At 37.6% G+C, this 14,960-nt stretch carries 16 protein-coding genes and 1 riboswitch; of the genes, 13 read left to right on the top strand and 3 right to left on the bottom strand.

The features are described 5' to 3' along the window. Window positions 1-3: 3 nt before the first annotated feature. Both MUA90_RS11600 and MUA90_RS11595 read right to left on the bottom strand, forming a co-directional pair. Window positions 4-279 (bottom strand): hypothetical protein, encoded by a 276-nt coding sequence (locus MUA90_RS11600; protein WP_114603860.1) that lies wholly within the window; start codon window positions 277-279, stop codon window positions 4-6. Further along, complete coding sequence (locus tag MUA90_RS11595; RefSeq protein ID WP_262587054.1) at window positions 276-893, bottom strand: DUF1361 domain-containing protein; 618 nt, start codon at window positions 891-893, stop codon at window positions 276-278. The genes MUA90_RS11600 and MUA90_RS11595 overlap by 4 nt, the downstream gene beginning before the upstream one ends. A 298-nt stretch (window positions 894-1,191) precedes the next feature. Here MUA90_RS11595 and norA point away from each other — a divergent pair, with 298 nt between their 5' ends. The 13 genes from norA (at window position 1,192) to MUA90_RS11530 (ending at window position 14,141) form a co-directional block, all read left to right on the top strand. Next, window positions 1,192-2,358: a multidrug efflux MFS transporter NorA gene (gene norA / locus MUA90_RS11590; protein ID WP_398577356.1), complete on the top strand. Its 1,167-nt coding sequence runs from the start codon at window positions 1,192-1,194 to the stop codon at window positions 2,356-2,358. Window positions 2,359-2,498: 140 nt separating this feature from the next. Continuing rightward, window positions 2,499-2,603, top strand: a riboswitch (SAM riboswitch). 97 nt (window positions 2,604-2,700) lie between these two features. After that, window positions 2,701-3,519 carry a MetQ/NlpA family ABC transporter substrate-binding protein gene (locus MUA90_RS11585; RefSeq protein ID WP_262587052.1) on the top strand — a complete coding sequence of 273 codons (819 nt, stop codon included), beginning with the start codon at window positions 2,701-2,703 and terminating at the stop codon, window positions 3,517-3,519. Between the two features lie 19 nt (window positions 3,520-3,538). After that, window positions 3,539-4,492, top strand: a complete 954-nt coding sequence (locus MUA90_RS11580; RefSeq protein ID WP_262587050.1) for a lactate/malate family dehydrogenase — start codon at window positions 3,539-3,541, stop codon at window positions 4,490-4,492. A 340-nt stretch (window positions 4,493-4,832) separates the two neighbouring features. Then, complete coding sequence (locus MUA90_RS11575; RefSeq protein WP_262587048.1) at window positions 4,833-5,174, top strand: hypothetical protein; 342 nt, start codon at window positions 4,833-4,835, stop codon at window positions 5,172-5,174. Between the two features lie 110 nt (window positions 5,175-5,284). Continuing rightward, complete coding sequence (ybaK, locus tag MUA90_RS11570; protein WP_114603854.1) at window positions 5,285-5,770, top strand: Cys-tRNA(Pro) deacylase; 486 nt, start codon at window positions 5,285-5,287, stop codon at window positions 5,768-5,770. A gap of 113 nt (window positions 5,771-5,883) precedes the next feature. Then, window positions 5,884-6,645 (top strand): DeoR/GlpR family DNA-binding transcription regulator, encoded by a 762-nt coding sequence (locus MUA90_RS11565; RefSeq protein WP_262587046.1) that lies wholly within the window; start codon window positions 5,884-5,886, stop codon window positions 6,643-6,645. A 1-nt stretch (window position 6,646) separates the two neighbouring features. Then, window positions 6,647-7,561: a 1-phosphofructokinase gene (gene pfkB / locus MUA90_RS11560; protein WP_262587034.1), complete on the top strand. Its 915-nt coding sequence runs from the start codon at window positions 6,647-6,649 to the stop codon at window positions 7,559-7,561. Between the two features lie 13 nt (window positions 7,562-7,574). Continuing rightward, the gene (locus tag MUA90_RS11555) at window positions 7,575-9,518 is read left to right on the top strand and encodes a PTS fructose transporter subunit IIABC (RefSeq protein WP_262587032.1); all 1,944 of its coding nucleotides are present in this window, start codon (window positions 7,575-7,577) and stop codon (window positions 9,516-9,518) included. 413 nt (window positions 9,519-9,931) lie between these two features. Continuing rightward, entirely contained in the window at window positions 9,932-11,320 is a 1,389-nt protein-coding gene (locus MUA90_RS11550; RefSeq protein WP_262587030.1) for a hemolysin family protein, read from the top strand. A 190-nt stretch (window positions 11,321-11,510) separates the two neighbouring features. Continuing rightward, on the top strand, window positions 11,511-11,939 hold the full coding sequence (locus MUA90_RS11545; protein ID WP_114603850.1) for a DM13 domain-containing protein: 429 nt from the start codon (window positions 11,511-11,513) through the stop codon (window positions 11,937-11,939). Window positions 11,940-11,981: 42 nt separating this feature from the next. Next, complete coding sequence (locus MUA90_RS11540) at window positions 11,982-12,446, top strand: DoxX family membrane protein (RefSeq protein WP_262588843.1); 465 nt, start codon at window positions 11,982-11,984, stop codon at window positions 12,444-12,446. Beyond that, window positions 12,421-13,131, top strand: a complete 711-nt coding sequence (locus tag MUA90_RS11535; protein ID WP_262587028.1) for a response regulator transcription factor — start codon at window positions 12,421-12,423, stop codon at window positions 13,129-13,131. The genes MUA90_RS11540 and MUA90_RS11535 overlap by 26 nt, the downstream gene beginning before the upstream one ends. After that, entirely contained in the window at window positions 13,107-14,141 is a 1,035-nt protein-coding gene (locus MUA90_RS11530; protein ID WP_262587026.1) for a sensor histidine kinase, read from the top strand. Before MUA90_RS11535 ends, MUA90_RS11530 begins: the two co-directional genes overlap by 25 nt. Before the next feature lie 70 nt (window positions 14,142-14,211). On the opposite strand, the gene scdA is transcribed toward MUA90_RS11530, so the two are convergent. Next, entirely contained in the window at window positions 14,212-14,907 is a 696-nt protein-coding gene (scdA, locus tag MUA90_RS11525; protein ID WP_262587024.1) for an iron-sulfur cluster repair di-iron protein ScdA, read from the bottom strand. Window positions 14,908-14,960 lie beyond the last annotated feature (53 nt).

Here is a 14,960-nt window from a genome sequence, read left to right as displayed (position 1 = left end):
GCTTTATATCATAAAGAAACATACATAAAGTGCAATATATTCTGCAAATGTAATAAGATACATATATTTGAGTCGTAATTTCGTACGCAAGTCTACTTCCCAATTCGGATATTTTTGTTCAAAATAAATGATTTGAAGCAAGAATAAACCGAGACCTAACGGCAAACACATTAATCCAATACTGACAGTGAGCGAGAAGCCGATTTCATGTATAAAATGTCCGATTATCAGCTGCAAAATAATGGTGATAGCTAAAAAGAGTAGTAAGTGCATCATCATTTGGCCATTCGCACTCCTTTCACTAAGATCAATACAAATCCTTGCAAGAGTGTCATGATGACCACAAAGAAGATACCCTTAATATCGAAAAAGTGTATCACATCTCTTAGAATTGAGAACGGCTGATTGATCAAATATACACTGTGAAATCTTAAAAATCGACCCATCGCAATACCGACACTATTCGCAATCATCAATGTAATGACAAGGATGTAGTTGAATAGAGGTTTGTCAGTAAGGTGGAAGAGTTCGATATTGATTAAAATATAACAATACAGCGCAAATAAAACGCCGCCGACTAAATAAGTGAAGTAGAGCCATTCTGTTGCGATCACACCATGCATAATACTAAAACCGAATTGGTTCAAATGGATTAAATCCGTCACCATATAAAAGGTGTTAGGGAAGATTAAAATAAAAATCGCTGAGAAAATAATAAATAACGGCCATTCAAACCGGCGCTTAGGTATAAAGAGTTTTATTAACCATACCAATTCAAAAGGGATATATGCTAAAAATAAGTTCAATGCCATGAATTGGTAGAAATTGTCCAATGGCAGTGTCATCAGCATCAGTATAACGAAAAATATGCGTGCAATATATCGTGATTGCATCTTTAAAGCCCTCTCTCTTCATTCATCCATCATAGGGATGTATTGTCTTGCTTCTAAAACAGACAGCAAACGTGCTTTTCTGTCAGACTTAAGTGAATATAATACATCTTTTTAACGGAGATATCAATTAAAAGCGCAGGTTAGGCATACCTTGAAATGAAGCATAAATTTTAAATAATCAGGGAATAATGCTACTAACTTAAGATAAAATTATTTGATTGAGCTATAGAATAACTTTGGTGTATAATAGGTAGTCATTACAAAAATCGACGTAAAATACGCAATAAAGGAGGCTATCATGAGTAAGCAATTAATCACACTTTACTTTAATATATTTCTCGTTTTCTTAGGGATTGGATTAGTTGTACCTGTATTACCTGTCTATTTAAAGGATTTAGGTTTAAATGGAAGTGATTTAGGTATTCTTGTTGCGGCCTTTGCATTAGCGCAAATGGTAATTTCTCCATTCGGAGGCAACCTTGCTGATAAATTAGGCAAAAAACTCATTATCTGTATCGGATTGATATTATTCTCTGTTTCTGAATTTATCTTTGCGATGAGCAGTAATTATACATTGTTAATTATTTCAAGAATTATCGGGGGCTTTAGTGCTGGTATGGTCATGCCGGGTGTAACAGGCATGATTGCGGATATTTCGCCGCCGCAAGATAAAGCTAAGAACTTCGGCTATATGTCTGCCATTATCAACTCAGGGTTTATTTTAGGACCAGGGTTCGGCGGTTTTATGGCTGAATTCTCCCATCGTCTGCCGTTCTATTTTGCAGGAAGTTTAGGTATTATAGCTTTTGTTTGTTCGGTATTCTTTATTCATGGCGCAAAACGCGAAACAACAGATGGTTTCCACCAATTTGTAGAGCCGCAAGAATTAGCTAAAGTTAATATCAAAGCTTTTATTACACCGATCATTATTACATTCGTACTCGCATTCGGTTTAGCAGCTTTTGAAACACTGTATCCTTTATATACTGCAGATAAAGCACACTATGCTCCAAAAGATATTTCTATCGCTATAATGGGCGGCGGTTTAGCAGGTGCTATCTTCCAAATTTTCTTATTTGATAAGTTTATGAAGTATTTCAAAGAATTGACCTTTATTCAAATTTCGCTCTTTTATTCAGCAGTAGTCTTATTCTTATTAGTAGTTGCACACCACTATTGGTCAATCATGATCATCAGCTTTATTGTATTTATCGGTTTCGACATGATCCGACCTGCGATTACCAACTACTTTTCAAATATTGCAGGCAACCGCCAAGGACTTGCCGGTGGATTAAACTCGACATTTACTAGTATGGGCAACTTTGCAGGACCACTTGTCGCGGGTTCATTATATGACGTGAACTTTGAATTTCCGTTGTACATGTCTATTACTGTTATGCTGCTTGGAATTGTAATTATTATGATAGAGAAGACGATTAGAAAGAATAAAGGAATGAAAGTGTAATTTTAAAAGAAAAGATACATGTGCCAGCAGTTTATTGTTGGCACTTTAATTATTACAGTATTTTTTTCAGAAAAATATGAAAATAAGATTGACGAATTATATAACTGGTGGTAACCTTAATACAATTCAATTTAATAAGACTCTTATCAAGAGCGGCGGAGGGATGTGCCCTATGAAGCCCAGCAACCATCGTATATACGAAGTGGTGCTAATTCACAAAAAGCAATTGCTTATGAAGATGAGAGAAAGAACGAAAAGCTTTCTCTTAATTTAAGGGGGAGCTTTTTCTATTGAAAGGAGTCTTGTTATTTGTAAATTACATAGGGATGGTGTCATAGTAAGATGAAAAAATTAATCAGTTTTATCGGGTTATGTATTTTGTTAGTCGTATTAGCAGCCTGCGGTCAAGGTAAAGGCGGAGAAAACAAAAAAATTACAGTTGCGGCCTCTCCTGCGCCTCATGGTGAAGTGTTAGAACATGCTAAGAAAGAAATGAAGAAAAAAGGTTATGACTTAGAAGTAAAAGTCGTTAACGATTATAAAGTGCCGAATAAATTATTAGACAAAGGCGATGTGGATGCGAACTTATTCCAACACGTTCCTTATTTAAAAGCCGAAAAGAAATCACATGGTTATAAAATAGAAGAAGTCGGCAAAGTCTTCACAACACCAATGGGTGTATATAGTAAAAAATACAAAAACATTAAAGATATTCCGAAAGGATCAACAATCTATGTTTCAAATAACCCAGCAGAAGAAGGACGTTTCCTATCATTCTTTGTAAATGAAGGTTTGGTTAAAATCAAAGATGGTGTCAAAATCGAAGATGCAAAATTCGAAGACATTGTGGAAAACAAGAAAGATTTGAAATTCAATAATCAGCAAGGCGCAGAATTCTTGCCGAAAACGTATAAAAGCGGTGAAGGTGCAGCTGTTATCATGAACTCTAACTATGCAATTGATAATGGTTTAACACCTTCTAAAGATGCCATTGTTATGGAAAACGAATCTTCACCATTTGCGAATATCCTTGCGGTAAAAGAAGGACATAAAAATGATGAAAAATTCCAAACTTTGATTAAAGTATTGCAATCAAAAGATATGAAAGCATTCATTAAAAAAGAATACGGTAAAGACGTAATACCGTATGAAGCTAAGTAAGACAAGGGAGAGAATTATAATGACAAAATTAGGGATTATCGGTGTAGGCAGAGTAGGCAGCCAAGTATTGACTGATGCACAATATTTAGGATGCTTTTCACAAATCGTTGTAGTGGATACAGATACTTCGCAAGCTGAAGGAGAAGTCTTAGACCACTTGCATATCCAAGGTTTGAAACGTTCGCATCATGTGGATATCCAAACCGGAGGGTACGAGGATTTAAAAGATGCGGATATCGTAATTATTTCAGCCAGCGCACCTTCTACACCAGATATGAAGGATCGTACCTTATTGACGAAAGCGAACAGTACCATCGTTCATGAAGTCTTCAGCAAGCTTTCTGCTGTAACGACAGAGCCTATTGTTATCTTAATTTCTAATCCTGTGGATGCAATGACTTATTTGGGTCATCAGGCAGGTTATCCAGCTGATAAAGTCATTGGAACAGGAACAATTTTAGAGTCTTCTCGTTTTCGTACTTTAATTGCAGCTTACTACGATGTCGATCCTAAAGACGTAGAGGCTTTTGTTTTAGGCGAGCATGGCTCTCACTGTGTACCTGTTTGGAGCCGTGTACGCATTCATGGTATTGAATTGCCTGAGTTTGAACAGTTAACAGGCGCAGAACCAATCAACCAAGCAGCTGTGTCGCATAGTATTGATGAAGTAGCATTTGATGTCTTTATCAAGAAAGGCTGGACGAATGCGGCCATTTCAAGAGCAGCTGTACAATTAGCACACGCTGTTGTATTGAATGAACATACGATTGAACCGGTGAGCGGTCTAGTCAATCATGAGTATGGCTTATCTGATGGCGCATTAAGTCTGTTAACATTGATTGATCGACAAGGTATAAAACAACGTTTGCCGATAGCACTTTCTGATACAGAGGTACAGCAATTAGAAGCCGCACATCAATTTATTCAACAAGCCATTGAACAAGGCGAACAAGCTATTAAAGAAAATCAATAATATATCAGCAGGTCAGTTGCGAGGTGTTTAACCCCAGCAGTTGACCTGCTTTTTCTGTGAATAGTCTTATTTGTAGTGTGTTTGTAACATGATTTCAATTTTATGGACAAAATTTGAAGGGATAGATGAGAAGGAAAGCAATCAGATAGACGTTAAACCTTGTTAAATAGGATGTTCGCAACCAAAAAGAGGTTTGTGTCACTTTGTGATGTCACCGTTATTTTCGTGTCGGTTCTGTTACATATATTACATTTGGTTTAAATAGCTTACTACTTACCGTTTATGTAAAGTTTTTGTGTTAATATTGTAATCACGAATCAAGGGTGAAGAGGTTATAAGAATGAGAGCGTTAATTTTATGGGTATATGCTGGCATTCTGGCTTGTTGCTTGATTTTTCTGTTAGTATTAGTGACGAATGAAAGCGAACTTGCTAAGTTCCAAAACGGTGTCTCTGCTTTCATGCAAAGCGAGCATGTTTCGTCAAACAACAATGCATCAGAAACTCCTCCACCTACATACAGTGCAGTGGCTGGGGGGGCATCAACACAACATACAGAAGCAGCACATAGTACAAAAGCAGAATCCAATTCAGTATTTGTGATTTCACTCACATTTATCGCAAATGATGTGAGTCAGCAATGGCTTCAGCATTTTACAAAACAAGGCGTATCGGGCAACTGAACTCAGAAATGAGCAGAAACAGTGTCGGGGCGCCTTGTTTTTTTAGGTTTGAAGCGGTATTGATGTTGTCTGTTTGCTTTGCGTGCTATATTAAATATGAGGTGAACGCAATGAAACAGAAGAAGACAAATGCGATGCGCATTTTAGATCGCGAAGGCATCGATTATGAAATGCGTACATTTAAAATGGGCAAGGAACACATTGAAGGACAAGAGGTCGCAAAGCTGATTGGGGCAGATCCTGAACAAGTGTTTAAAACCTTGCTGTTTATTAACAACAATCATGACCCGTATGTATTTGTAATACCGGTAGAAAGCCACTTGGATATGAAACATGCGGCACAAGCTGTTGGAGAGAAGAAGCTGCATTTACTCCCATTAGATGAACTGACTAAAGTGACAGGATATATTCGCGGCGGCTGTTCTCCAATCGGCATGAAACACGCGTATCCGACTGTCATTGATCAATCTGCTGAGCAACAGGAGAAAATCTTTGTCAGCGGCGGACTGCGCGGTGTACAAATGGGTGTGAATGTTTCAGAACTTATTCAAGCCACCGAAGCAAAAGTTGCAGATGTAGCAACACATGAAGGATGAGCAGAAGCTCATCTTTTTTTACGGATTTATGATTGATTTTGAATGAAAATGAATGTTTTTGGTTGAAATTTGAAAGCGGACACATTATAATAAAGTAGAAACGAGGTGGCGATATGATAACGCAAAAAAGATTTGACCTGATTATACAGTTGTTAAAGGAAAAAGAATTTTTGACGCTGCAAGAGTTAATCCAAATGACAGGATGCAGTGCTTCCACAATCCGTCGGGATTTATCGAAATTGCAGAAAATGGGTAAATTACAACGTGTCCATGGCGGCGCAACACTTAAAAATACGGCTTTAAGCGAGCCTGAAATGTCTGAGAAGAAAGAACGCAATATTCAAGAAAAAAGAGAAATAGGCAAACTGGCGGCTGAACAAATTGAAGATCGCGACTGTATTTATATTGATGCGGGTACGACGACCTTTGAAATGATTGAGTATATAGAAGCTAAAGAAATTGTAGCGGTTACTAATGGCTTAACCCATGTAGAAGCATTATTGAAACGCGGAATTAAGACACTGATTATCGGCGGAGATGTTAAAGCCAACACACTTGCTTCAGTAGGACCGCGTGCCATCGAAACATTGAAACATTATCATTTCGACAAAGTCTTTATCGGCATGAACGGTATTGACAGCGAAGGCAGATTAACAACGCCAGATGAGCAAGAAGCTTATGTAAAAGAAAATGCGATGAAAGTCGGTCAGCATATCTTTATTTTAATAGATAGTTCTAAATTCGGTCATACTTATTTTGCGGGCGTAAGTGTCAATACTAAAGTACCTTGCGACATATTGACATCAGCCAAAGCGTTAACACGCGGAGATATCAAAACCTATCGCAACAGTTATTCCATCATAGGAGGACAATAAATTGATTTATACAGTAACTTTCAATTCATCCATTGATTACATTATGAAAGTAGATAATTTTCAAACAGGCGGACTTAATCGCGCACCAGAAACTTATAAATTTGCCGGAGGCAAAGGGATTAATGTCTCACGCGTACTGCATACATTAAATACACCTTCTACAGCATTAGGATTTGTAGGCGGCTTTCCGGGGCAATTTATCAAAGATGCATTAGAAAAGGCAGGCATTGCGAGCGGCTTCGTTGAAGTAGAAGAGGACACACGCATTAATGTGAAGCTGAAATCAGACGCAGAAACTGAAATTAATGCTGGGGGCCCTTCAATTTCAAATACAGCATTCGAAGCTTTGTTAACACAGGTTAAAACAACAACTTCAAATGACACTGTTGTTATAGCGGGCAGTGTACCAAAAAGCATTCCAGATGATGCGTATGAACAAATCGCAAAAATCACACAAAGTACCGGAGCTAAATTGGTCGTAGATGCAGAAAAAGATTTAGTAGAAACGATTCTGCCGTATCAGCCGTTCTTTATTAAACCGAATAAAGATGAACTTGAAGTGATGTTTGATACAACCATTACGACAGATGCTGATGTAGTAAAATACGGCCTTGAAATTATTGAACAAGGTGCACAAGCTGTAATTGTTTCGCTCGGCGGCGAAGGTGCGATTTATATTGATAAAGCTAAACAAATTAAAGCTTCAGTACCAAAAGGCAAAGCAATCAACACTGTAGGTGCCGGCGACAGTACCGTTGCAGGTATGCTGGCAGGTTTAGCACAAGGGTTATCGACAGATGAAGCATTTCGAAACGCAGTTGCTTCAGGAACAGCCACTGCATTCAGTCAGGACTTAGCAGATAAAGCAATGATAGATAAGGTACGTGCTCAAATTGAGTTAACGGACTTGAAATAGGAGTGAAATAAATATGAGAATCACTGAATTATTAACGCGTGATACGATCGCGATGGACGTAGAAGCAACGACAAAAGAAGGCGTTATTGATACTTTAGTTGCACAATTAGACCATGCCGGCATATTAAGTGATGTTGATGCATTTAAAGATGCCATTATGGCTCGTGAAGGTCAAAGTACGACAGGTATCGGCGAAGGCATTGCGATTCCGCATGCGAAAGTGGATGCGGTAAAACAACCTGCAATTGCTTTCGGGAAATCAAAAGCAGGTGTAGATTATCAAAGTTTAGACGGACAACCTGCACATTTATTCTTTATGATTGCTGCGCCTGAAGGCGGCGCGCAAACACACTTAGATGCATTAGCTAAATTGTCAGGTGTCTTAATGGATGATAAAGTGCGTGAAGCATTACTGCATGCATCAACACCAGACGAAGTCTTAGCCATTATTGATTGTGCTGATGATGAAGCACCAGATGAAGAAGAGGAAGCTGCTGCAGTTGAAACGAAAGACGACACTGCATCAGATGAACCGTATGTCATTGGTGTGACTGCATGTCCTACAGGTATTGCACATACGTATATGGCAAAAGATGCTTTATTGAAACAAGCGAAAAAAATGGGCGTCAAAATGAAAGTAGAGACGAATGGTTCAAGCGGTATTAAGAACCGTTTAATATCTGAAGATATCGAAAAAGCACAAGGTGTTATTGTCGCAGCGGATGTTCACGTTGAAACAGATCGCTTTGACGGTAAAAATGTAGTAGAAGTACCTGTAGCAGACGGTATTAAACGTCCTGAAGCATTAATTGACCTTGCACTAGCGACAGACCGTACTCCCTTTAAAGCAAAAGGCGGCCAAGGCAAAGGGCAAGCAGGCGGCAAACAAGAGAAACAAAGCGTGGGCAAAACAATTTATAAACACTTGATGAATGGTGTTTCTAACATGTTGCCGCTCGTTATTGCCGGCGGTATTTTAATGGCGATTGTATTCTTATTCGGCGCTAACTCATTTGATCCTAAATCATCTGAGTACAATGCATTTGCTGAACAGTTGTGGAACATAGGTAAGAATAGTGCATTCTACCTCATCATTCCGATTTTATCAGCATTCATTGCACGCAGTATTGCTGAGAAACCAGGTATGGCTGCTGGTTTAGTCGGCGGTATGTTAGCAATGAGCGGCGACTCTGGATTTATCGGCGGTATTCTTGCAGGTTTCTTAGCCGGTTATTTAACTGAAGGTATTAAATTGGCAACACGTCGTATGCCTCAATCATTAGAAGGTTTGAAACCTACATTGATTTATCCGATTTTCTCTGTAACAATCACTGGATTATTAATGATTTATGTTCTGAATCCGCCAGCAGCGTGGGTAAACCATTTATTATTAAATGGTCTGAACAGTTTATCAGGAACTAACATTATGTTATTAGGTTTAGTTATCGGTGCAATGATGGCCATTGATATGGGCGGTCCATTCAACAAGGCAGCATATGTATTCGCAACAGCAGCACTTACTGAAGGCAACGCAGCACCGATTACAGCAGCGATGGTCGGCGGTATGGTACCTCCGATTGCATTAGCTTTAGCAATGCTTATCTTTAAACGCAAGTTTACTAAGACGCAACGCGGTTCTATCGTACCAAACTTCGTAATGGGTGCATCATTTATTACTGAAGGTGCGATTCCATTTGCAGCGGCAGATCCGTTGCGTGTAATTCCATCTATGATGATCGGTTCAGGTATCGGCGGTGCGATTGCACTTGGTTTAGGTTCATCTATTCAAGCACCGCACGGAGGAATATTTGTAATCTTTGGTACAGACTTCTCTCATTCATTGCAAACCATTTTAGCGATTATTATCGGTGCTTTAGTTTCAGCATGTATCTACGGTTTCCTTAAACGCAAACCGACAGCTGATGAAATTGCTGCTTCAGAAGCAATGGATGAATAATCAGTTGAATTTTTTATGAATTTGGCGCATGATAATAAAGGCATGCGAACATTAACCGCATGCCTTTGGAATCATATTTACTGTGGTAGGTAAATGTATATTCAGATAAACAGTTAAGAAAGAGGTAAAACCTATTCCCAGGATATACTCTGATCTTAACTGTTTATTTTTTGTTTAATCACTTAATTTCAAGGATAAAAAAACTCATAATATCCTTTCAAAAAACTTACTATATCAATCATGATTATGATATGATATTCTTGTTAGATTTTACGCTAGTTGGGAGGTGTCGCTGTGAGCATGGGAAGGATGAACTAAGATTTTGTATAGTCGACTGTAACTACGAACTTAACATCATTGCTGTGCATAGCGGCATATAACATGGAGGTGAATCCCTAGTATTAGGGAATTAATTGGATAGTACGACCATAATTAACTTGTTTATTTTTATATTTTTAATCGCACTTACTACAGTCTTTGTAGGATCGGAATTTGCGCTTGTAAAAGTCAGAGCTACAAAAATTGAAGAATTAGTTTCTGAAGGTAATCGCAGCGCAGTTGTAGTTAAGAAAATGATTACCAACTTGGACTATTACTTATCTGCATGTCAGTTAGGTATCACTGTGACATCTTTAGGATTAGGTTGGTTAGGTGAACCTGTCTTTTCTAAATTGTTACATCCTGTCTTTGAATTGATACCGCTGCCTGACGCATTAAATACTACGATTGCAATTGTTGTATCATTCTTAGTTGTGACATATCTGCACGTAGTACTTGGAGAGTTAGCGCCAAAATCATTTGCGATTCAGCATACTGAAAAAGTCGCGTTGTTTTATGCGCGCCCGTTATATTATTTCGGTTTATTCATGAAACCGCTCATTTGGTTGATGAACGGTTCAGCACGTATGATTATTCGTGTGTTCGGTATTGATCCGGATGAGAATAATGATGCGATGTCAGAAGAAGAAATCAAAATGATTATCAACAACAGTTATAACAGTGGGGAAATCAATCAGACTGAACTTGCATATATGCAAAACATCTTTTCATTCGATGAAAGACAAGCAAAAGATGTTATGGTGCCAAGAACACAAATGGTAACATTGAACGAACCTTTTACTGTGGATGAGTTATTAGATACGATTAGAGAATACCAATTCACCCGTTACCCAATTACAGAAGATGGCGATAAAGACCATATCAAAGGCTTTATTAACGTAAAAGAATTCTTAACAGAATATGCATCAGGCAAACCGATTAAAATTGCCAATTATATTCATGAATTGCCGTTGATTTCAGAAACAACACGTATCAGCGATGCTTTAATCAGAATGCAGCGCGAACGTGTACACATCAGTTTAGTCATTGATGAATACGGCGGTACAGCAGGTATCCTTACAATGGAAGACATCTTAGAAGAAATTGTAGGGGAAATCCGTGATGAATTCGATGAAAATGAAGTCAATGATATTATTAAATTGAATGAAGACACATACCAAATCAATGGTCGTGTGTTATTAGATGATTTAACAGATCAATTAGGTATCGAGTTTGATGATTCAGATGATATCGATACAATCGGCGGTTGGCTGCAAGCACACAATACGAACTTGCAAAAAAATGATTTTGTCGACACTTATTTTGATCGCTGGATTATCTCAGATATCGAAAATCACCAAATCATTACTGTTATCTTGAAAGTAGAATATAATGCAGAACGTCATGAATTCGAAGAAGACGACGAAGATAACGACGATAATAACAAAAGAAACAAAAGAGATAAAAAAGATAACGATGAATAACAGTAACAACGCACCCCTTTTAAGCTGCACATTAATGTGTGACTTAAAAGGGTTATTTTTATGCCTTATTTACCTTTTAGGTATGAATAAAAGTTATAAATGAGTTAATAAATAGTTAATGGCATGTGTTAAAAACTCAAATTATAATAAGTGTAATCATTATTAAAAACAAATGAAATGAGGGCTTATTATGAAAAAGAAACATTTATTTGCGACAACACTTTTAGCGGCAGGTATCGCTTTAGCAGGATGCAATGCACAAGATGAACCTAAGCAAGAAAAAGAAAAAACAACAGAAACTTCTCATCAACATGACCATCAGAATCATAAAGTGTTAACTGGTACTTTTAAATCGGGTGAAGAAGAGGTAAGCGGCGATGTTAAAATCGAAAACAATCAAATCAAACTCACGAACTTTAAATCCGCAAAAGGACCTGATTTATTCGTGTACTTGACGAAAGATGGCGATATTAAAGGCGGTAAACAGCTAGATGCTGTGGATTACAATAAAGCAACGCAAACTTTCGATACTAAGGGTGCAGATTTAGATCAATATAACGAAGTCACAATCTACTGCAAAAAAGCACATGTTATTTTCGGTTCAGCACAGGTTCGCTGATTAATCTGAAGAAGAAAAGAGTTGAGAGCTATGAAAGAGAAGTTGCGTTTGATTTGGCTGAGTATTATCTTCGTGCTGCGTATCGGTTCAGGCGGCTATATTTTTGCACAAGGATGGGAGAAATTAACCGGCGGTTTTAAAATTGAACCATTGATTCCGGTAGTGATTCAAAATGAGGATTCGCCAATATGGTTCAAGCTTTTCTTTGAACATATCGTAATGCCTGCAGCACCAGTATTTAACCTAATCGTGCCTTTAGGGGAAATTGCGATAGGTTTAGGGTTATTGTTAGGTATATTGTCACATATTGCAAGTTTCTTCGGCGCTTTTGTTATGCTAAATTATATTTTATCGGATATGATTTTTACTTATCCGCTTCAATTAGCAATTTTTATCATTTTGCTGATGAATAAAAATATAGTAAATCAAACAGCGTTGAAATCTATCATCGCGTATATAAAAGAAAAAGGTGATATAAAACGTGAACACAATCTTAATCGTAGATGATGAACAAGATATTGTAGATATCTGCCAGACTTATTTCGAATATGAAGGCTATAAAGTAGTGACGGCCGAAAACGGCGAAGAAGCATTGAATCAATTGAATGCCTCCATTGATTTGATTGTCTTAGATATTATGATGCCGAACGTAGATGGTTATGAAGTCATCAAACAAATGAAACAAAGAAAGCTGGATATCCCATTTATCTATATGTCCGCAAAAACCAAAGAACATGATACGATTTATGCATTAACTTTAGGGGCGGATGATTATATTAAGAAACCTTTCAGTCCAAGAGAATTAGTATTACGTGCCAATAATTTATTGAATCGAGTCAAACGCTGCCAAGTGCAAGAAAATATTTTAGTGTTTGATACATTGGAACTAAATGATCAGCGCAAAAGTGCAGTGATTGAGGATACAGTTGTCAATTTGAGAGTGAAGGAATTTGAACTCTTATGGTATTTGGCAACGCATGAAAACCAAGCTATTTCTAAGTCACAGCTGCTAGAAGAAGTTTGGGGTTATGATTACTACGAAGATGCGAGTACTGTAAATGTACACATTCATCGTATCAGGGATAAATTTGATCAGCTCAAGTTTGATGCTTATACGATTACAACTGTTTGGGGCTTAGGCTATAAATTCGAAAGGAAGGTCCAGCCATGTTTTCAATCAGAACACAAGTAATAATGGGTGTATTGACCAGTGTCTTATTAGCTTCTACGATTTTAGGCATTGCTTATAAACTGATGTTGTTTAATGGGCAAACGACACTATTACTGACAATCAGTGCCATCGTCTCCAGCTGTCTGACTTTGTTTATTTGCAGTTTCTTTTTAACTCCGCTTGTCCAAAAAATTAAGCATTTCAATATGCGCACAAAACAATTTGCGGACGGCAATTATGATATAGAACCGACACGTTTTAAATCACCGCGGGAAATAAAAGAGTTAAGCCATTCATTTAATAAAATGGCACATGAAATTACGAATCAAATGGCACAAATCAAGTCCGAACAACAAGAGAAGTATGAGTTAATTCAAAATTTGGCACATGACTTAAAAACACCTTTATCCTGTATTATTTCTTATTCAGAGGCTTTAAAAGATGGCGTGATTCATCAACAAGATGATTGTCAAAAAGCGTATGAAAGTCTCATGAAACAATCCAACCGTTTATCCAATATGTTCGATGAATTGACCAATGTGGCTACGGTGGATGCGCCGAACACGCATTTAATTAAAATGATACAAATTGATCAGCTGCTTTTGACTATCTTGAATGGTTACGAACAGCGCATGAAGTTAGATGCAAGAGAGTTAGAAGTGAAACTTTGCGATCAATTGCTGCCGTTCAGACAATATCAGCAACCGCTTGAACGCATCATTACTAATTTAATCGATAATGCATTGAACTTTTCACCGTCAGGCAGTCCTATCTATATTGGTTTGTCAGAAAGCGCACATCAAATTAAGATTGAAATCAAAGATGAAGGTATCGGTATTGCTGAATCAGATATACCGCGTATTTTCGAAAGAACATTCAGAGTAGAAGATTCCCGCAACTATCATACAGGCGGTTCTGGATTAGGACTTTATATTACACAGGCATTGGTCCATCAAATCGGTGGAACCATCACCGTAGAAAGTGTACCTAATATCGGTACTGCAATGACTGTGCAATTTCCTAAACTCTAATAAGTTTTTAAAGTGAATCATACAAAAATAAGGTTGGATAGGCAAAAGTACCTATTCAACCTTATTTGAATTAGTGAGATTGCAGTTTTTCGCGGCATTTTTCAAATAAAACATGATTTTCTAAATGCACATGTTGTAATGTCGCTTTTTCTAAAGCAGCTAAACGTGTATATACTAAACGCCATGTACCGCAAGCTTCAACAGGAGGTTGGAAATCATTTGTGATTTCATCCATTCTGTGGAGCAGATTGCCGGTACTATCATGATCTGCAGTTAAATCTTCGATAATTGCTTCTACATTGTCTACAGCTTCGCCATTCGCAAAAGCAATCAATTGAGGAAAGTCTTGTTCGTCTTCTTTTTGTGTATGTTCTAACATATTATTCTTGAATGTTGTATATAGGTCTTTCAATTCTAAGAGATAGTCGTGTTGAGGGCCGTGTACTTTCGCTAATTTCGTTACGTAAGGCGTTAAGTTTTTGAATTTCTCTTTCATAGGTGCATGATATGCATCTTGAATGTATTGAATTAATGAAGGGATACTAAGATATTTAGGGTTTAAACCTTGTCCGCCTGCATCTTGTTTGCTCGCTGCTTCTAATTCGGCTAATAGATCTGCTAATACGACGCGCTTTTTATCTTTAGCGGCTGCTTCAATCGTAACTTGTCCGCCGCAGCAAAAATCTATACCAGAATGTTTAAATACATCCGCAGTTTTAGGATAGTCCGTCACAACATTTGCTACAATATCATTTTTAGTAATCATCAACATTCTCCTTCTTCGACTCATCTTTATTATAATCAATAGGGAATAAAATC

The sequence above is a fragment of the Staphylococcus sp. IVB6181 genome (genome assembly GCF_025561445.1).
Taxonomy (GTDB): domain Bacteria; phylum Bacillota; class Bacilli; order Staphylococcales; family Staphylococcaceae; genus Staphylococcus; species Staphylococcus simulans_B.
This window is presented reverse-complemented; position numbering and strand designations above follow the sequence as displayed.

Bases quoted from the DNA above. Each gene is read 5' to 3' on its own strand.
- MUA90_RS11600 (WP_114603860.1), bottom strand. From the start codon at position 279: ATGATGATGCACTTACTACTCTTTTTAGCTATCACCATTATTTTGCAG.
- MUA90_RS11595 (WP_262587054.1), bottom strand. From the start codon at position 893: ATGCAATCACGATATATTGCACGCATATTTTTCGTTATACTGATGCTG.
- norA (WP_398577356.1), top strand. From the start codon at position 1,192: ATGAGTAAGCAATTAATCACACTTTACTTTAATATATTTCTCGTTTTC.
- MUA90_RS11585 (WP_262587052.1), top strand. From the start codon at position 2,701: ATGAAAAAATTAATCAGTTTTATCGGGTTATGTATTTTGTTAGTCGTA.
- MUA90_RS11580 (WP_262587050.1), top strand. From the start codon at position 3,539: ATGACAAAATTAGGGATTATCGGTGTAGGCAGAGTAGGCAGCCAAGTA.
- MUA90_RS11575 (WP_262587048.1), top strand. From the start codon at position 4,833: ATGAGAGCGTTAATTTTATGGGTATATGCTGGCATTCTGGCTTGTTGC.
- ybaK (WP_114603854.1), top strand. From the start codon at position 5,285: ATGAAACAGAAGAAGACAAATGCGATGCGCATTTTAGATCGCGAAGGC.
- MUA90_RS11565 (WP_262587046.1), top strand. From the start codon at position 5,884: ATGATAACGCAAAAAAGATTTGACCTGATTATACAGTTGTTAAAGGAA.
- MUA90_RS11555 (WP_262587032.1), top strand. From the start codon at position 7,575: ATGAGAATCACTGAATTATTAACGCGTGATACGATCGCGATGGACGTA.
- MUA90_RS11545 (WP_114603850.1), top strand. From the start codon at position 11,511: ATGAAAAAGAAACATTTATTTGCGACAACACTTTTAGCGGCAGGTATC.
- MUA90_RS11530 (WP_262587026.1), top strand. From the start codon at position 13,107: ATGTTTTCAATCAGAACACAAGTAATAATGGGTGTATTGACCAGTGTC.
- scdA (WP_262587024.1), bottom strand. From the start codon at position 14,907: ATGATTACTAAAAATGATATTGTAGCAAATGTTGTGACGGACTATCCT.